The 23,781-nt window shown below is 67.9% G+C and carries 26 protein-coding genes; 15 read left to right on the forward strand and 11 right to left on the reverse strand.

From position 1 onward, the window contains the following. Positions 1–12 precede the first annotated feature (12 nt). The 5 genes from AC5P78_RS16205 (at position 13) to AC5P78_RS16225 (ending at position 3,596) form a co-directional block, all read left to right on the forward strand. Entirely contained in the window at positions 13–666 is a 654-nt protein-coding gene (locus AC5P78_RS16205) for a hypothetical protein (protein ID WP_183153782.1), read from the forward strand. Between the two features lie 51 nt (positions 667–717). Then, the gene (locus AC5P78_RS16210; RefSeq protein ID WP_043035678.1) at positions 718–1,440 is read left to right on the forward strand and encodes a DUF6348 family protein; all 723 of its coding nucleotides are present in this window, start codon (positions 718–720) and stop codon (positions 1,438–1,440) included. Positions 1,441–1,537: 97 nt separating this feature from the next. After that, on the forward strand, positions 1,538–2,098 hold the full coding sequence (locus AC5P78_RS16215) for a nucleoside deaminase (protein ID WP_004154307.1): 561 nt from the start codon (positions 1,538–1,540) through the stop codon (positions 2,096–2,098). Beyond that, positions 2,082–3,149: a 23S rRNA (cytidine(2498)-2'-O)-methyltransferase RlmM gene (gene rlmM / locus AC5P78_RS16220; RefSeq protein WP_005408149.1), complete on the forward strand. Its 1,068-nt coding sequence runs from the start codon at positions 2,082–2,084 to the stop codon at positions 3,147–3,149. Before AC5P78_RS16215 ends, rlmM begins: the two co-directional genes overlap by 17 nt. A 51-nt stretch (positions 3,150–3,200) precedes the next feature. After that, the gene (locus AC5P78_RS16225) at positions 3,201–3,596 is read left to right on the forward strand and encodes an EF-hand domain-containing protein (RefSeq protein ID WP_005408148.1); all 396 of its coding nucleotides are present in this window, start codon (positions 3,201–3,203) and stop codon (positions 3,594–3,596) included. A 143-nt stretch (positions 3,597–3,739) separates the two neighbouring features. Here the strand turns inward: AC5P78_RS16225 and AC5P78_RS16230 are convergent, their stop codons facing one another. Next, positions 3,740–4,921, reverse strand: coding sequence for a UbiH/UbiF family hydroxylase (locus tag AC5P78_RS16230; RefSeq protein ID WP_005412304.1), 1,182 nt, complete (start codon positions 4,919–4,921; stop codon positions 3,740–3,742). After that, a complete protein-coding gene (gene ubiH, locus AC5P78_RS16235) occupies positions 4,918–6,126 on the reverse strand; it encodes a 2-octaprenyl-6-methoxyphenyl hydroxylase (RefSeq protein ID WP_005412303.1) in 1,209 nt (402 codons plus the stop codon). The genes AC5P78_RS16230 and ubiH overlap by 4 nt, the downstream gene beginning before the upstream one ends. A 106-nt stretch (positions 6,127–6,232) precedes the next feature. Between ubiH and AC5P78_RS16240 the strand changes: the two genes are divergently transcribed. The 10 genes from AC5P78_RS16240 to AC5P78_RS16285 all read left to right on the forward strand — a co-directional run bounded on the left by AC5P78_RS16240 (position 6,233) and on the right by AC5P78_RS16285 (position 16,140). Further along, positions 6,233–6,817 (forward strand): hypothetical protein, encoded by a 585-nt coding sequence (locus AC5P78_RS16240; protein WP_005408145.1) that lies wholly within the window; start codon positions 6,233–6,235, stop codon positions 6,815–6,817. Between the two features lie 8 nt (positions 6,818–6,825). Further along, entirely contained in the window at positions 6,826–7,380 is a 555-nt protein-coding gene (locus tag AC5P78_RS16245; RefSeq protein WP_005408144.1) for a cob(I)yrinic acid a,c-diamide adenosyltransferase, read from the forward strand. Positions 7,381–7,389: 9 nt separating this feature from the next. Beyond that, a complete protein-coding gene (locus tag AC5P78_RS16250; protein WP_138969801.1) occupies positions 7,390–8,328 on the forward strand; it encodes a histone deacetylase family protein in 939 nt (312 codons plus the stop codon). A gap of 89 nt (positions 8,329–8,417) precedes the next feature. Then, positions 8,418–10,919 carry an LPS-assembly protein LptD gene (gene lptD / locus AC5P78_RS16255; protein ID WP_080334831.1) on the forward strand — a complete coding sequence of 834 codons (2,502 nt, stop codon included), beginning with the start codon at positions 8,418–8,420 and terminating at the stop codon, positions 10,917–10,919. Next, the gene (locus AC5P78_RS16260) at positions 10,916–12,259 is read left to right on the forward strand and encodes a peptidylprolyl isomerase (protein ID WP_005408141.1); all 1,344 of its coding nucleotides are present in this window, start codon (positions 10,916–10,918) and stop codon (positions 12,257–12,259) included. The genes lptD and AC5P78_RS16260 overlap by 4 nt, the downstream gene beginning before the upstream one ends. Positions 12,260–12,262: 3 nt before the next feature. Next, positions 12,263–13,243, forward strand: coding sequence for a 4-hydroxythreonine-4-phosphate dehydrogenase PdxA (gene pdxA, locus AC5P78_RS16265; protein ID WP_099498191.1), 981 nt, complete (start codon positions 12,263–12,265; stop codon positions 13,241–13,243). Then, positions 13,240–14,043, forward strand: coding sequence for a 16S rRNA (adenine(1518)-N(6)/adenine(1519)-N(6))-dimethyltransferase RsmA (rsmA, locus tag AC5P78_RS16270; protein ID WP_005408139.1), 804 nt, complete (start codon positions 13,240–13,242; stop codon positions 14,041–14,043). The genes pdxA and rsmA overlap by 4 nt, the downstream gene beginning before the upstream one ends. Before the next feature lie 13 nt (positions 14,044–14,056). After that, entirely contained in the window at positions 14,057–14,440 is a 384-nt protein-coding gene (apaG, locus tag AC5P78_RS16275; protein ID WP_005412297.1) for a Co2+/Mg2+ efflux facilitator ApaG/CorD, read from the forward strand. Between the two features lie 15 nt (positions 14,441–14,455). After that, positions 14,456–15,481, forward strand: a complete 1,026-nt coding sequence (locus AC5P78_RS16280) for a symmetrical bis(5'-nucleosyl)-tetraphosphatase (protein ID WP_005412296.1) — start codon at positions 14,456–14,458, stop codon at positions 15,479–15,481. Then, positions 15,478–16,140 carry a DUF1287 domain-containing protein gene (locus AC5P78_RS16285; RefSeq protein ID WP_062607764.1) on the forward strand — a complete coding sequence of 221 codons (663 nt, stop codon included), beginning with the start codon at positions 15,478–15,480 and terminating at the stop codon, positions 16,138–16,140. The genes AC5P78_RS16280 and AC5P78_RS16285 overlap by 4 nt, the downstream gene beginning before the upstream one ends. 125 nt (positions 16,141–16,265) lie before the next feature. Here AC5P78_RS16285 and AC5P78_RS16290 read toward each other — a convergent pair whose 3' ends face one another. From AC5P78_RS16290 to AC5P78_RS16330, 9 genes are all read right to left on the reverse strand, one after another. After that, on the reverse strand, positions 16,266–16,757 hold the full coding sequence (locus tag AC5P78_RS16290) for a dihydrofolate reductase (RefSeq protein WP_414498528.1): 492 nt from the start codon (positions 16,755–16,757) through the stop codon (positions 16,266–16,268). A 5-nt stretch (positions 16,758–16,762) separates the two neighbouring features. Then, the gene (locus tag AC5P78_RS16295) at positions 16,763–17,557 is read right to left on the reverse strand and encodes a thymidylate synthase (protein WP_057498746.1); all 795 of its coding nucleotides are present in this window, start codon (positions 17,555–17,557) and stop codon (positions 16,763–16,765) included. Continuing rightward, the gene (gene lgt, locus AC5P78_RS16300) at positions 17,554–18,441 is read right to left on the reverse strand and encodes a prolipoprotein diacylglyceryl transferase (RefSeq protein WP_012479192.1); all 888 of its coding nucleotides are present in this window, start codon (positions 18,439–18,441) and stop codon (positions 17,554–17,556) included. The genes AC5P78_RS16295 and lgt overlap by 4 nt, the downstream gene beginning before the upstream one ends. Positions 18,442–18,492: 51 nt before the next feature. Beyond that, positions 18,493–18,987 (reverse strand): TPM domain-containing protein, encoded by a 495-nt coding sequence (locus AC5P78_RS16305; protein WP_060380614.1) that lies wholly within the window; start codon positions 18,985–18,987, stop codon positions 18,493–18,495. Then, entirely contained in the window at positions 18,987–19,874 is an 888-nt protein-coding gene (locus tag AC5P78_RS16310; protein WP_043035668.1) for a TPM domain-containing protein, read from the reverse strand. The genes AC5P78_RS16305 and AC5P78_RS16310 overlap by 1 nt, the downstream gene beginning before the upstream one ends. 3 nt (positions 19,875–19,877) lie before the next feature. Beyond that, complete coding sequence (locus AC5P78_RS16315; RefSeq protein ID WP_012479189.1) at positions 19,878–20,498, reverse strand: LemA family protein; 621 nt, start codon at positions 20,496–20,498, stop codon at positions 19,878–19,880. Positions 20,499–21,037: 539 nt separating this feature from the next. Then, positions 21,038–22,198 carry an MFS transporter gene (locus AC5P78_RS16320; protein ID WP_005408128.1) on the reverse strand — a complete coding sequence of 387 codons (1,161 nt, stop codon included), beginning with the start codon at positions 22,196–22,198 and terminating at the stop codon, positions 21,038–21,040. A gap of 222 nt (positions 22,199–22,420) precedes the next feature. Continuing rightward, entirely contained in the window at positions 22,421–23,170 is a 750-nt protein-coding gene (locus AC5P78_RS16325) for a TerC family protein (protein WP_049418805.1), read from the reverse strand. Positions 23,171–23,199: 29 nt separating this feature from the next. Continuing rightward, positions 23,200–23,595: a diacylglycerol kinase gene (locus AC5P78_RS16330; protein ID WP_049418807.1), complete on the reverse strand. Its 396-nt coding sequence runs from the start codon at positions 23,593–23,595 to the stop codon at positions 23,200–23,202. Positions 23,596–23,781: the final 186 nt, after the last annotated feature.

The following is a 23,781-nucleotide window of genomic DNA, read 5'->3' on the forward strand; positions in this document are numbered from 1 at the left end:
CCGCCATCGACAATGATCACCGCCCTCTCCGTCCTGTTCTGGTTCATCTCGCAGCATCCGCTGCTGACGTTCTTTGCAGCGATGGTGCTGGCCGGGCTGGTCTCGTGGTGGCGGCGCTTTCCGGGCTACGCCATCGTGGTGTTCCCGCTGGCGATGCTCAACATGTTCCTCGGCCACTTCCTCAACGCCACCTTCCTCAACGTGGTGGGCGAGCGTGGTGAAGCGGTGATCGTCAAGGCCGAGCGAACCAGCTCCACGCTCAACGAACAGTACATCTGGCGCTACGAAGGGGTGCTGCGTACCGCCGAGGGCCGCGACGTGGACGTGGTGTTCCACACCAACACCGCTTCGCTGTGGCCGCTGGAAAACGCCATCCGTATCCCGGCGCGCGACCAGCCGTTCGTGGTCAAGTACACGCCGGGCTTCCCACGCAACTTCGTCATCCTCACCAATGAATCCCTGCACGGCGTCGCCCAGGCCCGGGCCAGCGCGCGCGAGCGGGTGGAGGTGGCGGCACGCAAGCTGCATTTCAGCCCGGGCAATGCCGAGTTCCGCGCGGACTATCGCCGCGAGCTGGAAAGCTGGCTGCGCGACCACGGCAACGATCCACAGCAGCAATCCGACGCGCAGCGATATCGCGCCGAACTCGACGCGCTCGACCGCTAGATGCCCAGGCCCTGCCTGGATGTTCCACCCCATCCACCCCACAGGCCTGACATGACCACGACCTCCGCCGCTCTCCTCCCGCTGCTGCAGCAGGTCCTTCAGGACGCGGGCGTCGCCAGCCACGTCGACGGCAACGCGCTGCTGCTGGACAGCGGCCTGCGCCTGACCCCGCATGCAATGGCCGCACACGCGCGCGACAACGGTGGTTGGCAGACCTCCACCGTCATCGAAAGCCAGCATCCGCGGTTGTTCGCCGATGGCCTGTTCGAGTACCAGCACGCAAATGGTGCCGATGAGCAGGCATCGCTGTTGTCCGGCTTCCAGACCTGGGTGCGGGTAGACCTGGCGACCCTGCAGACTGCGATCGGCGCCGAAGATGCACAGGGCCTGCCGATGATGGGCCTGACCTATCCGGCCGGTGACGATGGCGAGGAACACGAACGCACCGTGGTGCTGGGGCCGTTGGCGCACTACCGTGCACAGGAAGTGGATGCCTCCACCTGCAGCGAAGACGATCATGGCTCCTGCCCCTGCTGCCTGTTCACCCGCAGCATGGAGGCCTTCGACGAGCTGCTGAAAGCCCGCCAATTCCTCGCCATCCGCCTGTTCGCCTCGCGCGATGCCGACGGCCTGTGCGAGGCCGATTGCCGGGTCAACGGCCACGACTTCGCCGCCGCCCTGCCCCTGCTGCGCGCCTACGCGGCCAGCTGGCCGCAGGCCGGGCTGGAGTTCCGCAAGCAGTACGTGGTGATCCGCACCGGCTCGCCAGGCTGACCCACGCCCACACCCGATACAGGCCCGTGCGGCTACACTGCGCGCCGGTTCCCCAAGCAACCGCACTTTTTCCCATCCCACACGAGGCACCCCCGCGATGCTGTACGCGCAAGTCCACCTGACCCTTCCCGCCTGGATCCACGACCAGATCGACCTGGATCGTCGATATCCGGGCGATGAGGCCAAGGTCGCGCTGGCGATCGAGCTGTCGCGGCTGAACGTCGAGCACGCCAGTGGCGGTCCGTTCGGTGCCGTGGTGTTCGGACCGGACGACAAGGTCATCGCCGCCGGCGTGAACCGGGTGATGCCGCACGCGACCTCGCTGGCGCACGCCGAGAACATGGCCTACATGCTGGCCCAGCAGCGCCTGCAGACCCCGCGCCTGAACGCGGTGCTGTCGCCGGTCACCCTGGCCACCAGTTCGCAGCCGTGCTGCCAGTGCTATGGCGCTACCGTGTGGGCGGGCATCGACCGCCTGCTGATCGGTGCCAACTCGGCCGACGTCGAGGAACTGACCCCGTTCGATGAAGGCCCGCTGCCGGCCGACTGGGTCGGCGAGCTCAACAAGCGTGGCATCGAAGTGGTGCAGGGCCTGAACCGCGACGCCGCGCGCAGCGTGCTGCGCGCCTATGGGGAAAGCGATGGCGCCCGTTACTGAAACTGGCATCGGCCTGCTGTGCCTGTGCCGGCAGGGCTTCGAGCCCGAGCTGGCCGGCGAGCTGCAGTTCCGCGCCGGCGAAGCCGGGTTCGCAGGTTATGCGCGTACCCAGCGCAATGACGGCTACGTGCTTTTCATGTGCGACGAAGCCGCCGCGCTGGCGCCGCGCCTGCGCTGGCGCGAGCTGATCTTCGCGCGGCAGAAGCTGGTGGTGCTGGCCGAGCTGCCGCAGCTGGACCCGGCCGACCGCATTACCCCGATGCTCGACGTGCTGGCCGATGCGCCACGCTTCGGCGACCTGTGGGTGGAACACCCGGACTCGGACGCCGGCAAGCCGCTGTCCGGGTTGGCCCGCGCCTTCGGCAACGCACTGCGCCCGGCGCTGCGCAAGGCCGGCAAGCTGACTGACAAGCCGAACAACCGCCTGCCGCGCCTGCACGTGGTGTTCGTCGACGGCACCCACGCCTTCGTCTGCGTGGCCGACCCGGCCGACAGCGCGCCGTGGGCACTGGGCATCCCGCGCCTGAAGCTGCTGCCCGAAGCGCCTTCGCGTTCGGCACTGAAGCTGGACGAAGCACTGCTGACCCTGCTGACGCCGGAAGAACGCGAAGCACTGGCCAAGCCCGGCATGCGTGCGGCCGACCTGGGTGCCGCCCCCGGCGGCTGGACCTGGGTGCTGACCCGCCAGCACATGCACGTGTTGAGCATCGACAACGGCCCGCTGCGCCAGCACGTGCTGGACACCGGCCTGGTCGAGCACCTGCGCGCCGATGGCTTCCACTGGCATCCGGAACAGCCGCTGGACTGGATGGTCTGCGACATGGTCGAGCAGCCGCGCCGCGTGGCCGAACGCATGGCCACCTGGTTCCGCGAAGGCTGGTGCCGGCACGCGATCTTCAACCTGAAGCTGCCGATGAAGAAGCGCTGGGACGAAACCCGCCTGTGCCTGGACCTGTTCCAGGACCAGGCCGGCAAGCCGCTGGTGGTGCGTGCCAAGCAGCTCTATCACGACCGTGAGGAGATCACCGTACTGGCGTCGCCACTGCGCTGAGGCCATCACGTCCGCCGGGCATACCCCGGCGCTGCAGAGGGAGGAGCATCCATGCGACATCGAACGATTCCGCTGCTGATCACCCTGCTGGCCGCCGCACCAGCGGTGGCCCAGCAATTGCCGCACACCCCGGCACAAAGCCAGCCGTTGGGCCCCACCGGCGGCGCGATCCGCCAGCAACCGCTGGATGCGGGCCGGGTCAGCGGCAGCGTCGAGATTCCGCAGCCGGCCGGCGAGGCGCAGGTGACCGTGCGTTCGCTGGAACCGAGCAGCGTGGTTGGCCAGTACCGCATCCACTTCGCTGCGCTGGATGTGAACGGCGATGGTTTCATCAGCCGCGAGGAAGCGCAGGCGAATCCGGCGCTGGCCGATGAGTTCAATGCGTTGGACGTGAAGCGTCGCGGCAAGCTGGATCGTGCCGACCTGGCCGGCTGGCTGGTCGACTGAAAAAGGGGACGGAGGGGATTAAGTCGTTTGTGGCACAAACGACTTAATCCCCTCCGTCCCCTTTTTTGATCCAGCGCGATCTTCATCCACGCATGGCGTGGATCTACTGACGTCGGGCACCCACCAGAGCGGTTTGCATTCTGCTACACCCCGGCGGCGCGCTTCCAGAATGCCTGCACCAGCGGTGGCCATTTGCCGACGCAGCCCAGCGCCCGGCCGCGGGCCAGGGTCAGGTGCATTTCGTCGTTGGAGAACAGGCGGTTGATCGCATCGAAGCTGTAGGCGGCGATGTGGTTGTCGCTGCGCCGTTCGCGTGCCCAGCGCTGCAGGCGCTGCGGCGACAGCCGCGGCTGGCCACGGCGCTCGGCCGACGGCGCCAGCCACTGCTGCAGGGCGGCCACATCGCGCAGGCCCAGGTTCACGCCCTGCCCGGCCAGCGGATGCACCACGTGCGCGGCATCACCCAATGCCAGCACGCGGCCGGCCACGTAGTGACGGGCCAGCTGGCGGCGCAGCGGGAAGGCTGCGCGCGGTGATGCCAGCCGCAGCTCACCCAACCGCGCCGCGAAGGCGCGGGTCAGTTCGCGGTTGAAGCTGTCTTCGTCCAGCGCCAGCACGCGCGCCGCCTCGTCCTCGGGCAGGGTCCAGACGATCGAGCTGCGGCGCTCGGCCACCGGCAGCAGCGCCAGCGGCCCGCTCGGCAGGAAACGCTGCCAGGCGGTGGCCTGGTTGGGAAGATCGCTGTCCACGTAGGCCACCACGCCACGCTGGTGGTAGTCATGCTTTTCAACCTCGATCCCGGCCAGTTGGCGCAGGGTCGATTCGGCGCCGTCGGCGGCCACCGCCAACGCCGCTTCCAGGCGACGACCGTCATCCAGGCGCAGGCGCACGCCGTCGTCGTCCTGCTCCAGCGCTTCCACCCGCGCCGGGCAGTGCAGCTGCACGCCCGCCGCCGGCAACGCCGCCCACAGCCGATCCTGCAGCAGGCCGTTCTCGACGATGTAGCCCAGTTCACGACGGCCGAAGCGATCGGCATCGAACAGCAGATCTTCGCCACCGGCCGCATCCCACACCTGCATGCGCCGGTAGGGCCAGGCGCGGGCCTGCACGATCGCCGGCCACACGCCCAGGCGGTTCAACAGTTGTACGTTGTCAGCAGCGAAGGCGAACACGCGCAGGTCAGGCTGTGCGGCCTGCCACGGCGCGGGCTCACGACCTTCCACCAGCGCAACCGACAGGCCGGCATCGGCCAGCGCCAGCGCGCACGCGGCACCGACCACGCCACCACCGACGATGGCCACATCAAGGCGCATGCGCCGGCTCATGCGGCTTCTCCGCGGCACAGGCGCGGCACTTCGCCGCGGAAGCCCATCGCGCCACCGACCAGCATCGACTGCACCGATGCGCGTTGCGCGGCCACCAGGCCGAGGCTGCGCAGCGGCCGCATCAGCGGCGCCGGGTTGCTGGTCAGGCGCGCCAGGCCGCCGGAGAACGCCACCGTCTGGCGGCGATCTTCCTCGCGGCGCGCGACATAGGCCTGCAGCAGTGCATCACTGCCGGCATCTTCATGCGCATCCTCCAGCAGCTCGGCCAGGGTCAGCGCATCGCGCAGGCCCAGGTTGAAGCCCTGTGCACCCAGCGGATGAATGGTCTGCGCGGCATTGCCCAGCAGCACCGTGCGCTCACCGGCCAGCGCGCGCGCCAGCACCTGGATGAGCGGGTAGGCGCTGCGCGGGCCGGACTCGAGCAGGCGGCCGGCACGCCAGCCGATCGCGTTCTGCAGGCGTTGCAGCCAGGCGGCATCGTCCAGTGCCATCACCGCATCGGCCTGGTCGCGCGCAACACCATGCACGGTGCCGAAGTGACGATCGCCGCGCGGCAGCAGGGCCGTCGGGCCGGTATCGGTGAAACGCTCCCACGCGGTGCCATCCGGCGCGCGCTGGCTGCGTACACGGGCCACGAACAGGGTCTGCTGGAAATCATGGCGGTCGACCTCGATGCCCAGTGCACCACGCACGCCACTGGTCGTACCGTCGGCACCCACCACCAGCCGTGCCAGCAATACGCGCTCGCCGGCCTCATCGGCGACCCGCACCTGGCGGTAGCCGTCGACCACTTCACCCAGGCCCAGGAACCGCATCGGCCGGTAACGGCGCAGCCGCGGCAGCTCCTGAAGCCGCGCTTCCAGCGCCTGGCCGAAGTCGCGGGCGACCACCACCTGGCCGAACCAAGGCCGGTCGTAATCGGCCGCTTCCAGCTGCACACGGCCGAAATCGCCGGCACGGCTGACGTGGATGCGCCGGATCGGGCCCGGTGCCATCGCCAGCTTCTGCATCACCCCCAGCGCGGTCAGCGCATTGACGGTGGCAGCGGCGAAACTGAGATTGCGCTGGTCGAACACCGCCGGCAGCTCGCCGGCCGGGCTGGCCTCGAGCAGGCCCACGTCGCGGCCGAGGCGGTCCAGGGCAATGGCCAGGCTGGCGCCGACCAGGCCACCACCGACAATCAGCACGTCATGTCGTTCACTCATGCGTTCATGATACGCGCTCGCCCCGTCTGTACGCCGAACGGCCGGTCCTGCGCCAATCCGCGCGGCGGGCTAGAATGAAACCTGAATCCGCTCCGGGCCCGCCACCATGTCCGACACTGCCAACCGCGCCTTCGTCCTGTCCGTGCTCGTTCTGGTGCTGGCAGCGACCCGTGTCAATCACTTCGCGGCGATCCCCGATGCCTCATGGGCGGTGTTCTTCATCGGTGGCTTCTACCTGGCCCGCTGGACGCGCTGGGCGTTCCCGCTGCTGATGGTGTTCGCGGTGCTGGTGGACTGGATCGTGATCCGCAGCAGCGGCCTGGACTTCTGGCAGCACTACTGCGTGTCGCCGGGCTACTGGCTGCTGCTGCCGGCCTATTTCTCGCTGTGGGCCGGCGGCATGCTGCTGGGCCGCAACTACCAGAGCGCGCGCTGGCCGGTACTGGCCAAGGGCGCGCTGCTGCTGGTCGCCTCGGTGGCGGTCTGCCACCTGCTGGCGCAGGGCGGCTTCTACTGGACCAGCAGCAACGTGGCCGAGCCGACCCTGGCTGGCTGGGCACAGAACTACGCGCAGTGGTTCGGCCCCTACCTGCGCACCACGGCGATCTACGTGGCGCTGGCCGCCGCCCTGCAGCTGGCCGTGGAGCAGGTGTTGAAGCTCCAGCAGGCCCGCCGCGACATCCGCCACTGAGCCGCGACATGGGTCATCGCCTCTCGCGCATCTACACCCGCACCGGCGACGACGGCAGTACCGGCCTCGGTGACGGCCAGCGCGTGCCCAAGGATGACGCCCGGGTGGCGTCCTACGGCACCGTCGACGAGGCCAATGCCGCGCTCGGCCTGCTGCTGGCCGTGCCCCTGCCCGAGGATGTGCGCGCGCTGGTGGTGCATCTGCAGCACCAGTTGTTCGACCTGGGCGCCGAACTGTGCATCCCCGGCCACGCCGCGATCCACGCCGCCGATGTCTCCGCCCTGGAACAGCAGCTGGACCATTACAACGCCGACCTGCCGATGCTGAAGGAATTCATCCTGCCGGCCGGCGGCGAAGCCGCCGCGCGCTGCCATCTGGCCCGCACCATCGTCCGCCGCGCCGAGCGCGAAACGGTCACCCTGGCCCGCCACGAGGCCGTGCGCAGCGAGGCGTTGCAGTACCTGAACCGGTTGTCGGACCTGTTGTTCGTGCTGGCCCGGGTGCTGGCCCGCGCCGACGGCCAGGGCGAAGCGCTGTGGCAACCACAGCAGCGCCAGCGCTGAGCCTGCACGATGCTGGTCTACACCCATCCGTCCTGCCTGCTGCACGACCCCGGTCCGGGCCATCCCGAGTGCCCGCAACGCCTGCAGCATGTGCTGGACGCGCTGCACACCGCGTTCCCCGGCCAGCTGGAGTGGCGCGAAGCGCCACCGGCCAAGTTCGGTGAACTGACCCGGGTCCACGACAGCGCCCTGCTCGACTTCGTGCTGCAACCGCAGACCGCACCGCTGCGCCAGCTGGACATGGACACCTGGACCTCACCCGGCTCGGCCAGCGCCGCCGTGCACGCCGCCGGTGCCGGCGTGGCCGCGGTCGATGCGGTGATGCTGGGCGACGACCCGCTGGCCTTCTGCGCGGTACGCCCGCCGGGCCACCACGCCACCAGCAGCACGGCGATGGGCTTCTGCCTGCTCAACAACATCGCCATCGCCGCCGCCTATGCCCGCGACCGCCACGGCCTGGAACGGATCGCGGTGGTCGACTTCGACGTCCACCACGGCAACGGCACCCAGGACATCTTCCAGCACGACGCCCGGGTCTCGTACTACAGCACCCACCAGGCCGGGCTGTTCCCCAATTCCGGCCTGCGCCGTGACCGCGGTGCCGGCAACCTGATGAACATCCTGCTGCCGCCGGGCAGCGGTGGCTTCCGCTTCCGCAATGTCTGGGCCGACGAGATGCTGCCGGCCATCGACGACTTCCGCCCGCAGCTGCTGCTGATCTCGGCCGGCTTCGACGCCCACCTGCGTGATCCGCAGGCGGACCTGATGCTGGAGACCGACGATTTCGCCTGGATCACCGGTGAACTGCACGCGCTGGCACGCCGTCACGCGGCCGGCCGGATGGTCTCGATGCTGGAGGGTGGCTACGACCTGCAGGCCCTGGCCGAGTGCAGCGTGGCCCATGTCCAGACCCTGCTCACGCCGTCCGTGGGCACCTCCGCCGGATGAACCCGAACCGGCAGGCTCCGGCGTCCTTCATTGCCCCTATGCAAGGGATGGGGCAAGCTACCGTCCGTTTTCGCCCGAATCCGAACCGCGTGCGCCGAGCCCTCCGCCTGCTTCCCCTGCCTCTGAGCATCGCCATCAGCCTGCCGGCGATGGCCGATGAAAAGCCGCTCAACTGGGGCCTGTGCCCGGCCACCGACGTCATTCCCGCGTTCACTGACGCCCCCACCCCGGTTCCGGCCCAGGACAAGGCTGCCGCCGCGGCCGCCCGCGAGCAGCAGCCGACCGACATCGAGGGTGACCAGCTGCTGGGCACCACCACCGTGCCGCAGTACGAGGGCAACGTGGCGCTGCGCCGGGGTGACCAGTTCGTCGGTACCGACAAGCTCAGCTTCGACACCGAGACCGGCAACTACATCGCCGACGGCAATGTCCGCTACCAGGACGGGTCGATCCGGATGGTCGCCAAGCGTGCCGAAGGCAACCAGGAAAGCGATACCCACAAGATCTCCGACATCAAGTACCAGCTGGTGTCGCGCCGGGGCAACGGCGATGCCGAGTCGGTCGACCTGCAGGGTGCGGTCGGCCAGATGCACCGCTCCACCTACACCACCTGCGACCCCTCGCAGCCGGTGTGGAAGCTGTCGGCGCCGCAGATCGAAGTGGACAACGACGAGGGCTTCGGCACCGCGCGCAACGCCGTGCTGCGCATCGGCAAGGTGCCGGTGCTGTGGGCGCCGTACTTCAAGTTCCCGATCGATGACCGCCGCAAGACCGGCCTGCTGTTCCCGCAGCTGGGCATGTCCGGGCGCAACGGCTTCGACTACGCCCAGCCGATCTACTTCAACCTGGCGCCGAACTACGACGACACGCTGACCCCGCGCTACATGAGCCGGCGCGGCCTGCTGCTCGACAACGAGTTCCGCTACCTCTACAACGGCGGCCGCGGCGAGGTGTTGACCTCGTTCATGCCCAACGACCGCCTGCGTGACCGTGACCGCGGCCGGGTGATGTTCACCGGCTACCACAACGTGGACAGCCACTGGCAGGCCCGCGCCAACCTGGCCTGGGTCAGCGACGAGCGCTATGTCGAGGATTTCGCCAACCGCCTGGTGGGGGTGACCGCCTCCAACCTGCAGAGCACGGTGGGCCTGTATGGCACCGGCACGAACTGGACGGCCGGCATCATGGCCGACCGCTGGCAGCTGACCGACTACACGCTCGACGAGCGCGCCCTGCCCTACAACCGCCAGCCGCGCCTGTACTTCAACTGGGACAAGCCGGTCCGGCCCTGGCTGGAAGCCGGCATCTACGCCGAAGCGGTGCGCTTCACCCACGACGACATCAACTTCAAAAACGCCGTCGGCACCGGTAAGGATCTGCAGTACACCCGCAACGGAGTGCAGTGGACCGACGGCGTCGGTGTCAGCGGTGGTTCGCGATTGGACGTGAAGCCGTATGTGTCGTTCCCGATCAGCGGCGCGGCCTGGTACGTGACCCCGACCCTGGCCTACCGCTACACCGCCTATCAGCTGGACCGAGGTCTGGTGGATGGTGTGAGAGGCATCCAGGCCCAGATCCTGCGTTCGCAGGGCATCGACCCGAACACGGCCACGCCCGAGCAGCTGCGCGGCAATACCTCGCCCAGCCGCAGCCTGCCGATCGGCAGCATCGACGCCGGCCTGTTCTTCGATCGCGAAACCAGCATCCGCGGCAAGTCGTTCCTGCAGACCCTGGAACCGCGCCTGTTCTACCTGCGCACGCCGTACCGCAACCAGGACGAGCTGCCGATCTTCGACACCCGTGACTTCACCTTCAGCTGGGGCCAGCTGTTCCGCGACTCGCGCTACACCGGCGCCGACCGCCAGAACGACGCCAACCAGCTGACCCTGGCGGTGAGCACCCGGTTCATCGACCAGACCACCGGCAAGGAACGTTTCTCGGCCTCGATCGGCCAGATCCAGTACTTCGATGAGTCGCGGGTGACCACCACCCCCGGCGGCGCCCCGGTGGAAAAGGGCAAGTCAGCCTGGATCGCCGACGGCAACTACATGATCAACGACCGCTGGACCCTGGGCGCCACCTACCAGTGGGACCCGAAGTACAAGCGCGAGGATCTGGCCAGCGTCCGTGCCCGCTACCTGATGCCCAACGACGGCGTGGTCAACCTGAGCTACCGCTACCGCATCAATGCCGGTGCTCTGCCCGGTGCCAACAAGCATGACCGCACCCTGCTGGAGCAGGCCGACCTGTCGTTCCTGTACCCGCTGAATGCGCGTTGGAGCCTGGTCGGCCGCTATTACTACTCGCTGCAGGACAAGGAGCCGCTGGAAATCATCGGCGGTGTCCAGTGGGACAGCTGCTGCCTGGCCGTGCGTGTGGTCGGCCGCCGCTATGTCCGCAATCGCGAAGGCGAGATGAACAACTCCATCCAGGTGGAGTTCGTCCTGAAGGGCCTGAGCTCCATCGGCCAGGACACGGACCGCACTCTGCGCCGTGCTATCCTCGGCTACAACCGCGACGACCTCTATCTCGTGCCGCCCAGCAACACCGGGGCGACCCGCGATGACTACGATCCGAATCTGATCCCATGACCAAGCGCTTCCCCGTTCTACTCGCCTCGCTGCTGGCGGTGTCCAGCGTGTCCGCCCCCCTGCAGGTGCTTGCCCAGGAGGCGCAGCCGCTCGACCGCATCGCCGCCGTCGTCGATGAGGACGTGATCCTGCAGAGCGAGCTCCAGCGTGCGATCGCCAACATCAAGGCGCAGTACGCCGGACGGGAGAACCAGCTGCCGCCGGAAGACGTGCTCAGCCGCCAGGTGCTCGAGCGCCTGGTGCTGGTCAAGCTGCAGGTGGCCCGCGCCCAGGGCAGCGGCATCCGTGTCAGCGACCAGGAGCTGAACCAGGCGATGAACTCCATCGCCCAGCAGAACGGTTCGAACCTGGACGCCCTGCGCCAGCGCCTGGCCCACGACGGCATCGATTTCAACGATTTCCGCGCATCGGTGCGTGATGAGATCACCGTGCAGCGCCTGCGCCAGAGCTTCGCGCAGAGCCGCATCAGCGTCAGCGAGGGTGAAGTCGATGCCGCGCTGAAGCAGCAGGCCACGGTAGGCAACCAGTACCACCTGGCGCACATCCTGGTCGCGTTGCCGGACGGCGCCAACGCCGACCAGATCGCCACCGGCCAGAAGAAGGCCGATGGCGTCAAGGCCCTGCTGGACAAGGGCGAGCTGGACTTCAACGCGGCGGCCGTGCGCTATTCCGACAGCCCCAATGCGCTGGAAGGCGGCGACCTGGGCTGGCGCAGCCTGGATGAAATCCCGCAGGCCTTCGCGCAGATGATGGAAAAGATGAAGCCCGGCGAAGTGGTCGGCCCGATCCGCGGCCCCAGCGGCTTCCAGCTGTTGAAGCTGGTGGAAGTGCGTGATGCCAGCGCCACCGCTGGCGCCAGCACCGTCACCGAGTACCACGGTCGCCACATCCTGGTGCGCGTGGACGATCATCAGACCGACGCGGCCGCCAAAGCCAAGATCGATACCCTGCGTGCCCGCATTGCCGGTGGCGCGGACTTCGAAACCGTGGCCAAGGAGTCCTCCGAGGACAACAACAGCAAGGGCCAGGGCGGCGATCTGGGCTGGTTCCCGGCCGATGCGTTCGGTCCGGCCTTTGGCCAGCAGGTGGCCGCCATCCAGGACGGCGGCGTCAGCCAGCCGTTCCGCACCGATGCCGGTTGGCACATCCTGCAGCGCGTGGCCACTCGCCAGACCGACGTGACCAACGACAACCAGCGTGCCCAGGTCCGCGAGACCATTGGCCGCCGCAAGCTGGAAGACGAGTACAACCGCTTCCTGCAGGAACTGCGCGGCGAAGCCTACGTCAGCTTCCGCAGTGGCGACCGCGCGGAAAACACCGCCACGCCGCCGCAGTCCTGATCGATGCGCCCCGAGCTCGCTCTGGTACCGGGCGAGCCCGCCGGGATCGGCCCGGAGCTGTGCGTCCGCCTCGTCCAGCAGCCGCGTGAAGATTGCCGGCTGCTGGCCTTCGCCGACCCGGACACCCTGCGCGCGGCCGCGGCCGCGCTGAACCTGCCGCTGCAACTGTTGCCCGAGGGTGCCGAAGCGCGCGTCCCCGGCGACCTGCGCCTGCGCGTGGTTGCCAATGCCACCCCGAGCCGTTTCGGCCAGGCCGATCCGGCCAATGCCGGCGCGGTCATCGGCGCCCTGCTCGGTGCCGGCCAGGCCTGCCTGTCAGGCGAACTGCACGGCGTGGTGACCGGCCCGGTGCACAAGGCCGTCATCAACGAAGGCGGCATCGCCTACAGCGGCACCACCGAACTGCTGGCCGACCAGGCTGGGGTGAAGGTGGTGATGATGCTGGCCAACCACATCGTGCGCGTGGCCCTGGCCACCACCCACCTGCCACTGCGCGAGGTGGCCGACGCGATTACCGCGCCCAGCCTGGAACACACCCTTCGCACCGTGCACGCCGCGCTGCGCCGCGAGTTCGGCCTGCCCGCGCCACGCATCGCCGTGCTCGGCCTGAACCCGCACGCCGGCGAAGACGGCCATCTGGGCCGCGAGGAACTGGACCGGATCATTCCGCTGCTGCAGCGCCTGCGCGCGGAGGGCATGGACCTGATCGGGCCGCTGCCAGCCGATACCGCCTTCCTGCCGGCCAAGCTGGCCGGCTTCGACACCGTGCTGGCGATGTACCACGACCAGGGCCTGCCGGTGCTGAAGTACTCGGGCTTCGAGCAGGCGGTGAACCTGACCCTGGGCCTGCCCTACCCACGCGTTGCAGTGGACCACGGCACCGCGCTGGACCTTGCCGGCCGTGGCGTTGCCGATCCTTCCAGCCTGCAGGCGGCAACGACGTTGTGTGCGCAGCTTGCGCGGCAACGTACACTGAGCGCATGAATTCCCCGCATTCCCCCTCCGGCCCGGTGTTCACCGCCCCGGCCAAGAAGCAGCTTGGCCAGCATTTCCTGGCCGACCGCCACTACATCGACAAGATCGTGATGGCGGTCAACCCGAAAGACGGTGACCGCCTGGTCGAGATCGGTCCCGGCCAGGGCGCGATCACGCTGCCGCTGCTGCGCGTGCATCCGAAACTGACGGTGATCGAGTTCGACCGTGACCTGATCGCGCCGCTGACCGCCGCCGCCGAGCCGCTGGGCGAGCTGACCATCGTCCACCGCGACGTGCTGCGCGTGGACTTCACCGAGCTGGCCGCCGGCCAGCCGATCCGCCTGGTCGGCAACCTGCCCTACAACATCTCCTCGCCGATCCTGTTCCATGCACTGGAACATGCCGCGGTGATCCGCGACATGCATTTCATGCTGCAGAAGGAAGTGGTCGACCGCATGGCCGCCGGCCCCGGCAGCAAGGTGTACGGCCGGCTCAGCGTGATGCTGCAGGCCTACTGCCAGGTGACCTCGCTGTTCGTGGTGCCGCCGGGCGCGTTCCGGCCGCCGCCGAAAGTCGATTCGGCCGTGGTGCGGCTGGTGCCGCGTGACCCGGCCACGATCAACATCAACGACCACAAGCGTTTCGCCGAGGTGGTCAAGGCCGCCTTCGGGCAGCGCCGCAAGACCCTGCGCAACGCCCTGAACAACGTGGTGTCCGCCGAACAGTTCGTTGCCGCCGGCGTGCGTCCCGATGCCCGCGCCGAACAGCTGGACGTGGCCGAATTCATCGCTTTGGCCAATGCCTCCTGATTACACTGCCGGTATGGAAGACGCTGACGTTTACGCCATCTCCGTCGAAGTCGCACCGCGCTTCCTCGACGATCAATCCGCGCCGGAAGACGGACGCTATGCGTTCGCCTACACGATCCGCATCCACAACCAGGGGCGTGTTGCCGCGCGCCTGGTCGCACGCCACTGGCGCATCACCGATGCCAACGGCCGCGTCGAGCATGTCGATGGCGACGGGGTGATCGGCGAGCAGCCACGCCTGCGTCCCGGTGAAGACTTCCATTACACGTCCGGTGTCATGCTGGGGACCGATCACGGGACCATGCAGGGCCACTACGACATGGTCGCCGACGACGGCACCGAATTTGCCGCGCCGGTCGCACCTTTCGTGCTGGCCATCCCGCGTACCCTGCACTGACACGGAGGCCGGACGATGAGTGTGTGGGCGATCGGCGACCTGCAGGGCTGCTATGACGTCACCCAGCGGCTGCTGGAGAAGATCCGCTTCGACCCGGCGCAGGACACCCTGTGGTTCTGCGGCGACCTGGTCAACCGCGGTGGCCAGTCGCTGGAAACGCTGCGGCTGGTGCATTCGCTGCGCGAGCACAGCGTGGTGGTGCTGGGCAACCATGACCTTTCGCTGCTGGCCGTCGGTGCACGCACCGAAGAGGAACAGCGCAAGGTCAACCCGGACCTGCTGCGCATCGTGCAGGCCGAGGACCGCGACGAACTGCTGGACTGGCTCCGCCTGCAGAAGCTGGTGCACGTGGACCGCGAACTGGGCTGGATGATGGTGCACGCCGGCCTGGCGCCGAAGTGGACCACGCAGATGGCCGAAAAGCATGCCGCCGAGGTCGAGGCGCAACTGCACGGTGCCGGCTACCGCAAGCTGTTCCGCAACATGTACGGCGACAAGCCGAGCTGGGCACCGAACCTGTCCGGCTACGACCGTTCACGCGCGATCATCAATGTGCTCACCCGCATGCGCTACTGCACCCCGCGCGGGCGCATCGGCATCGAGGACAAGGGCACGCCGGGCACGCAGGAACAGGGACTGTACCCCTGGTTCGAAGTGCCGGGCCGGGTCGAGCGCGACCTGAAGATCGTCTGCGGCCACTGGTCGGCGCTGGGCCTGACCATCACCCAGGGCGTGCATGCCATCGACACCGGCGCAGTCTGGGGCGGCAAGCTGACCGCGATCCAGCTCGATACCGATGAACTGCGCGTGGTGCAGGTGCCGGGCCGCGATGTCCCCGCACCCGTGCCCAACGCACGCCCGCCAGCGCGACCGGCGCACGAGCGTCCGGCGGCATCGGCGCAGGGCAAGGAACAGGGCGGCGGCAACACCCCGGCCGCCACCCCGGGCAACCGCGGCCCACGCCGTCGTCGTCGCCGTGGCGGCGGCGCGGGTGGTGGCTCTGCGGGCCCCGGCAGCAACAGTCCCCCGCCGCAGGCATGACGCGGCGCGGTGGGGCACCATGGACGGTGCTGCTGCTGACGGTGGCCCTGGCCAGCGGCTGCCAGCCCCCTTCGGCCCCGGCCCCCGCCGACGGCGGAAACGCCGGCCTCACGCCATCGCAGCCGCAGGCGCCTTCGCCGCCGCTGGTGGCAGCGGCGCGCGCACAGGTCGGCGTCACCACCCGCTACGACCCTACCTATCAGGTGCTGGCCTATCCCGGCGGCGACGTTCCGGTTGATCGCGGCGTGTGCACCGACGTGGTGGTGCGTGCCCTGCGCAGCCAGGGCCTGGACCTGCAGGCGCGCGTGCATGAAGACATGCGCGGCAATTTCAGTGCCTATCCCGCGATCTGGGGCCTGTCACGGCCGGACCGCAACATCGATCATCGCCGTGTGCCGAACCTGATGCGCTGGTTCGAACGGCAGGGCTGGCAGCAACCGATCACGGCCGCCGCCACCGACTATGCGGCCGGCGACATCGTCGCCTGGAAGCTCAACGGCAACGGCCTGCTGCACGTGGGCATCGTCTCCGACCGGCGGCTGGCCAATGGCACGCCGCTGGTGCTGCACAACATCGCGCGCGGCACGCGCGAAGAGAACCTGTTGTTCCAGCACGCCATCATCGGGCATTACCGGATGCCGCAGCGACAGCCCAGGTAGAGTCGACTGTCAGTCGACTATCACGCGCAGCGCGGGTTTTTCGGGTGACCGCCGAGAGCAGTCGACTAACAGTCGACTCTACCCCGTCGACATCCCCGTCGGTGTTTTCGTTGGTATTTGCGCGATCAGCGGCGCACGTAGTGCGCGAAGCGGAACGCGTAGGCATGGCGTTCGTCGGCCGGGTGCGGCTCGCTGCTCACTTCCCGCCAGTCCTGCATGTCGACTTCGGGGAAATGGGTATCAGCGGGGATTTCGGCATCCACCCAGGTCAGGTACAGGTCACTGGCCTGGTCCAGCAGCTGGTGGAAGATCTCGCCGCCGCCGATGATGCACAGCTCGCTGGCGCCCTCGCCTTCGGCAATCGCCTTCGCCTCGTCCAGCGACGCCACCGCGCGCATGTCCTCGAACGGCACCTGGCCGCTGCGGGTCAGCACCAGGTTGGTCCGTCCCGGCAGCACGCGGCCGATCGATTCGGCCGTCTTGCGGCCCATCAGGATCGGCTTGCCCAGGGTGAGCGCCTTGAAGTGCTTGAAATCATCCGGCAGGTGCCAGGGCATGGCATTGCCCTGACCGATGCCACGGTTGCGATCCAGCGCCACGATCATCGACAGCTTCATCGCGCTCATACCGCCACCGGCGCCTTGATGGCCGGGTGCGGATCGTAGCCGTCGATGCGGATGTCGTCGAACTGGAAGCCGAACAGATCGGTCACCTCCGGGTTCAACCACAGCTTGGGCAGCGCGCGCGGTTCACGCGACAGCTGCTCGCGCGCCTGCTCGAAGTGGTTCGAATACAGGTGCGCGTCGCCCAGCGTATGCACGAAATCGCCCACGCCCAGGCCGGTGGCCTGCGCCACCATGTGGGTCAGCAGCGCGTAGCTGGCGATGTTGAACGGCACGCCGAGGAAGATGTCGCCGCTGCGCTGGTACAGCTGGCAGCTGAGCTTGCCGTCCACCACGTAGAACTGGAACAGGTTGTGGCACGGCATCAGCGCCATCTGCGAAAGCTCGCCCACGTTCCAGGCGCTGACCACCAGCCGCCGCGAATCGGGGTTGCGCTTGATCTCGTCGACCAGCCACTGCATCTGATCGATCTCACGGCCATCGGCGGTGGCCCAGCTGCGCCACTGCTTGCCGTACACCGGGCCGAGATCGCCGTTCTCGTCGGCCCACTCGTCCCAGATCCGTACCTGGTTGTCCTTCAGGTAGCCGATGTTGGTGTCGCCCTTCAGGAACCACAGCAGCTCATGGATGATCGAGCGCAGGTGCAGTTTCTTGGTGGTGACCAGCGGGAAGCCTTCGGCCAGGTTGAAACGCATCTGCCAGCCAAACACGCTGCGGGTGCCGGTGCCGGTGCGGTCGCTCTTCTCGGCGCCGTGCTCGAGCACATGCGAGAGCAGGTCCAGGTAAGCCTTCATGCCTTGCCCCCGGCAGTCACCGGCAGCTGCGGCTGCAGTACCGGCGCACGGCGCGACATCACCAGCAGCACCAGGCCGAAGGCAATCAGCGGCAGGCTGAGGATCTGGCCACGGGTCAGCCAGTCGAAGGCCACGTAGACGCCGTTGTCGGGCATGCGCACGAACTCCACCGCGAAGCGGAACAGTCCGTACATCAGCGCGAACAGGCCGCCGACCAGATAGCGATGGCGCGGCTTGGCTGACACGGCCCACAGCACCACGAACATCACCAGGCCTTCCAGGAAGGCTTCATACAGCTGCGACGGATGGCGCGCGAACTGGTTCAGCGCGCCGGTGGCGAACTGCGCCTGCAGGGTCGCGTGGTCCAGCTGGTTCAGCGGCGCCGGCAGGCCGGACGGGAACACCACGCCCCACGTGCCGTCGGTGTACTTGCCCCACAGCTCGGCGCCGATGAAGTTGCCGATGCGGCCGAAGCCCAGGCCCAGCGGCACCAGCGGCGCCATGAAATCCATGGTGTCGAAGAAATGCAGCTTGTGCTTGCGCGACCACCACCAGCAAGCGCCCAGCACCCCCAGCAGGCCGCCGTGGAAACTCATGCCGCCATCCCACACCTTGAACAGCAGCAGCGGGTTGTGCAGGAAATCGCCCAGCGCGTAGAACAGCATGTAGCCGATGCGCCCGCCCAGCACCACGCCGAGCATGGCGTAGAACAGCAGGTCGGAGAAACCATTGGCGTCGACGCCCGGCAGGCGGCCGGCGGCGATGCGCTTGCGTCCCAGCAGCCAGGCGGCGGTGAAGCCCAGCAGGTACATGATGCCGTACCAATGCACCTTGATCGGCCCCAGCGAGAGGGCGATGGGGTCGATGTCGTGGAAATAGATCATGGAAGGTGCCTTGCGGTTGAACGCCTATTCTCGGGCCAGTGCCGCCCCGGCTCAACCAAGGAGCTGGGGCGAGTTCGGCAACGCGTCATCGTTCGACCGGGTCGAGGCCGGAAAGTGCCCTTCGATCAGGCTGGAAACCTCGTCGATGGCATCCTGCAGCGCTTCCACCGGATGGGAGCCACGCAGGCCCTCCCGCAGGTGGGTGCAGACCCGCTGCCATTGTGCCGGGCTGACCCGGCCCTGCAGGCCACGGTCGGCGACGATCTCGATGGCGTGGTCGGCCAGCAGCAGGTAGATCAGCACGCCATTGTTGTGGGTGGTATCCCAGGTGCGCAGGCGCGCAAACGCATGCTCGGCGGCCTGCCGCGGGGTGACCCTGTGCCACAGCGCGGCCAGCGGCAGGTCCGCTTCCACCGCGAACATCACCTGGCCACCGTGGCGCTGCTCACCGGCCGCGATGGCCTCGGTGATCGCCTGCAGCGTGGCCGGCGGGAATGCGCGCCGTACCGACGGCGAAAACACATGACGACACAGCCGTTGGATCATCACCAGCCCCCCGAAGCACCGCCACCGCCGGAGCGGCCACCGCCGCCGCCCCAACCGCCGCCGCCGCCGAATCCACCGCCCCCGCCGAAGCCGCCTCCGCCGCCCCAGCTGCCACCACCCCAGCCACCGCCACCGGCAAAGCGGCCCGGGTGACCGGAGAGCATGGCAACAATGAGGCCCACGACGCCAGCCAGGCCACTGGCGAGCAGTGTGGAGGTGAACAGGAATGCCGCCAGCGCCGCGCCGGCACCGCCGAGCAGGCCACGCAGCGGACGCGGCACGCGCGAGAAGATCCCGCGCAGGATGCTGCCGGCGAACACACCGATGAACAGCGCCAGGAACCAGGTATCGCCACCACCACTGGGCTCACGCCCGCGATGGCCGCTGACCGGTGCCGGCAGCGCTTCCCCGTCGATCAGCTTGACCAGCACCGCCGTGGCGTCGGTGATGCCACCGGCGTAGTCGCCGCTGCGGAAGCGCGGCACCAGGTATTCCTGGATGACCCGGTTGGCGATGGCATCGGGAATCGCTCCCTCCAGACCATAACCGGGTTCAATGCGCACGCGCCGGTCGTCCTTGGCCACCACCAGCAGCACCCCGTCGTCCACGCCCTTGCGGCCGATCTGCCACTGGTCGAAGACCCGCGTGGTGTACTGCGCGATGTCTTCCGGCTGGGTCGTGGCTACCACCAGCACCTGCAGCTGGCTGCCCTTGCGCTGCTGAAGGTCCAGCGCCTGCTGTACCAGCGCCTGCTTCTGCGCGGCATCCAGCGTGCCGGTGGCGTCGACCACCGGCGAATCCAGCGCCGGAATCGGCGCCAGCTGCTGGGCGTGCGATGCCAGCGGCAGCCATAGCAGCAGGGCCAGGAGCGCAGTGGCCAGGCGCATGGGTCAGTGGCCCGGCTGCGGTGCCGGCTGCTGCTGCGGCGCGCTGCCGAAATCGACCGCCGGCGCGTTGGAGATCTGCGCTTCGTTTTCCACGGTGAAGTTCGGCTTGGTCTTGTAACCGAAGATCTTGGCGGTGATCACCTGCGGGAACGAGCGGATGTAGGTGTTGTAGTCCTGCACCTGCTGGATGTAGCGGCCGCGGGCGACGGTGATGCGGTTTTCAGTGCCTTCCAGCTGGGCCTGCAGGTCGCGGAAGTTCTGGTCCGACTTCAGCACCGGGTAGTTCTCGGTGACCACCAGCAGCCGCGACAGTGCGCTGCCGAGTTCACCCTGGGCCTGCTGGAACTGCTTGAGCGAGGCTTCGTCGTCGGCGTTGACGTTGATCTGGCCAACACGCGAGCGGGCGTTGGTCACTTCGGTCAGCACGCGCTCTTCCTGGCTGGCGAAGCCCTTCACGGTCTGCACCAGGTTGGGCACCAGATCGGCGCGGCGCTTGTACTGGTTGAGCACTTCGGACCAGCTGGCCTTGACCGCTTCATCCTTCTGCTGGATGGCGTTGTAGCCGCAGCCGGACAGCAGGGAGGCCAGCAGCATCAGGGGCAGGACACGGGTGAACAGGCGCATGGCGGAGGTTCCGGGTGGACTGGGCACCGAGCATGCCACGGTTCGGGTGAAAGACCGGCCATCGGGCGCCGCCCCCTCCGCGGTGGTTGGCGAGGAAGCGTTATCGGGGTCGGCCGGGAGGGTGGGTTGGCTGGGGGGCGCTGCAAGTACGTCCATGTAAGCTCGATCGCCGCATCCATGCGGCTCACGCCCCCAGCCAACCCACCCTCCCGGCCACGGACAATTTCCTGCGCACCGCGGGAAGATCAAAAGAAAAATCAAAAGCAAAACGCGGTTCTTCAGGCATTCGTGTCGACCAAGGTCGACACCTACCGGAGCGGAACGCCGTTCCGGCAGACCGCGGGAAATTGTCGAAGGCGGGGTGGGTCCGGTGGCGGGGGTGTCCGCGGCATGGATGCCGCGGCCAAGCCCCCAGGGACGGGTTTACGGCGTCCCCCGCCACCGGACCCACCCCGCCACCCCACGGATAACCAGCTTTTGACGTTGACGTTGATTGCAGCGGGTGCAGGGCTGCAAGCCCTGCCGGAAACCCTCTCCCCTCAGCAGGCCTCAGCCACCGCAGTGCGGGGACGCCCCAGCCACGCCAGCAGCAGCCCCGATGCCGCCAGCAGGCCACCGGCCACCGGAATCGCCGCGTAACCCAAACCCAAGCTGATCACCGCACCACCCAGCGCGGCACCCACCGCGTTGCCGAGGTTGAACGCACCCACGTTGATCGACGACGCCAGGCCCGGCGCCTCGCTCGCCGCCTGCATCACCCGGATCTGCAGCGGCGGCACGATGGCGAAGGTCGCCGCGCCGAACAGCAGCACGCCCAGCGCCGCAGTGGCGTGGTGCATGAACGCCAGCGGCAGCACGAACATCAGCACGGCCAGGACCGCCAGCAGGATGCGGGTCGCGCCATCAAGCGACCAGTCGGCCATGCGCCCACCGATGCCATTGCCAAACGTGAAGCCGATACCGATCAGGGCCAGCGACATCGCGATGAAGGTGTTGGAGGCGCCGGTCAGTTCGGTCAGCACCGGCGCCACGTAGGTGTACAGAGTGAACATCGCACCCGCGCCGAGCACCGTGGTGCCCATCGCCAGCAGTACCTGCGGCTGCAGGATGGCCTTCAGTTCGCGGCGCACGTCCGGGCGCGGCCCCGGTGCAGATGCCGGCAGCGCGAAGCCGAGCGCGGTGATCGCAATCAGGCCCAGCACTGCAGTACCGGCGAAGGACAGGCGCCAGCCCAGTTGCTGGCCCACCCAGGTCGCCAGCGGCACGCCGCCGATATTGGCGATGGTCAGGCCCATGAACATGGTGGCCACGGCGGCGGCCTGCTTGTCCTTCGGCACCAGGCTGGCGGCAACCACAGCACCGATGCCGAAGAAGGCGCCGTGGTTGAGGCTGGTGACCAGGCGCGACAGCAACAGCAGGCCGTAGTTCGGGGCCAGTGCCGAGAGCAGGTTGCCGACCACGAAGATCGACATCAGCAGCATCAGCGCAGTGCGCTTGCCGAACCGTCCCATCAGCAGGGTCATCACCGGTGCGCCCAGCATCACGCCCACGGCGTAAGCGGTGATCAGCATGCCGGCAGTGGGAATGCCCACGCCCACGCCGTCGGCGATGACCGGCAACAGGCCCATCGGCGCAAACTCGGTGGTTCCGATGGCGAAGGCGCCGACGGCAAGCGCCAGCAAGGCGGCTCTGGAATTCATGGGGGGGCCTGGGGGAGGGATTCGGGAGTGCGTAGCCTGCGCGCTTTGCTGTGGCGGATTAAGCCTCGTCCCGGGAAAACACTGTTGATCCTGGGTCACAAGTGAGGCACGGAAACCCGCTGCAAGTGCAAAAACCGCAGCGCCGTAGCAGAGCCGTGCCCCCACAAACGCAGAACCCCCGGCCGGGCCGAGGGTTCTGAGGGACTTACATGCCAGAGGCGCTTACCAGTTACCAGCGCCCGGCACGTTGTGCTCGCGCGCGCGACGGCGCATCAGCAGGTTCAGCCATTCCACCAGCACCGAGAAGCCCATCGCGGCGTAGATGTAGGGCTTGGGCACGTGCACGTCCAGGCCGTCCAGGATCAGCACCGCACCGATCATAAGGATGAAGGCCAGCGCCAGCATCTTCACGGTCGGGTTGGCGTCGATGAAACGGCCCAGCGGGTTGGCGGCCAGCAGCATCACCAACACCGACAGCAGAATGGCGGCGACCATGACCGGGATGTGGTCGGCGATGCCAACCGCGGTGATCACCGAGTCCAGCGAGAACACGATGTCGATCACCGCGATCTGCGCGATCACGTAGCCGAACACGGCCGAGGCCTTGGTGGTGCTCGGATCTTCATCCTCGCCGCCGCTGATCAGTTCCTTGATCTCCATGCAGCCCTTGATGATCAGGAACAGGCCACCGACGATCAGCACCAGGTCACGGATGGAGATGCCCATGCCGGCCACCGTGAACAGGTTGGCCGCCATGTGCGCCAGATACGCCAGCGACACCAGCAGACCGATACGGGTGATACAGGCCACCGCGATGCCGAGCCGGCGCGCGAACGGGCGGCGGTGCTCTGGCAGCTTGCTGACGGCGATGGAGATGAACACCAGGTTGTCGATGCCGAGCACGATTTCCAGCGCGCTCAGCGTGAACAGGGTCAACCAGACATTCGGATCGGCAAGAAACTCAAGGGACATGGGAAGTCTTCAACAAGGGGGAATGGGGATCAGCCGTAATTGCCGGCCATTGCATGCGGGACCACGACCAGCGCCCAGCACAGAAGCACGTTCATCATCAGCACGAAGACCGCCGCCGAGCCCATGTCCTTGGCGCGGCCGGCCAGCTCGTGGATCTCGCTGCCGTAACGTTCGATCACCGCTTCGATGGCCGAGTTGGCCAGTTCCATCGCCAGCACCAGCAGCATCGAACCGATCATCAGCGCACGCTCGACCGGCGTCTGCCCCAGCCAGACCGCGACCGGCGCCAGCAGGATCAGCAGGTAGACCTCCAGCCGGAACGACGATTCGTGCAGCCAGGCGGCGCGCAGGCCCTGCCAGGACCAGCGGGCGGCCTGGAAGATGCGGCGCGGGCCGCGCGGCAGATGGCCGAACTGATCAGCCACGGGTGGAACATCCAGCAACAGGGGCGCGGCGCAGCGACCGCTCAGACGCACGGCAGGGAATCATGGGTGCACAGGAATAGGCAGATGGCCGCCATTTTGCCACAAGGCCGCCAGCCGCATCCCGGCACCGGCCCGGTGAATGGACCGCCAGGGGCAAGCCCCGGCCCGCCCCAGCTTCTATGATGG

Source organism: Stenotrophomonas sp. YJH_SMC_133, from assembly GCF_059370655.1.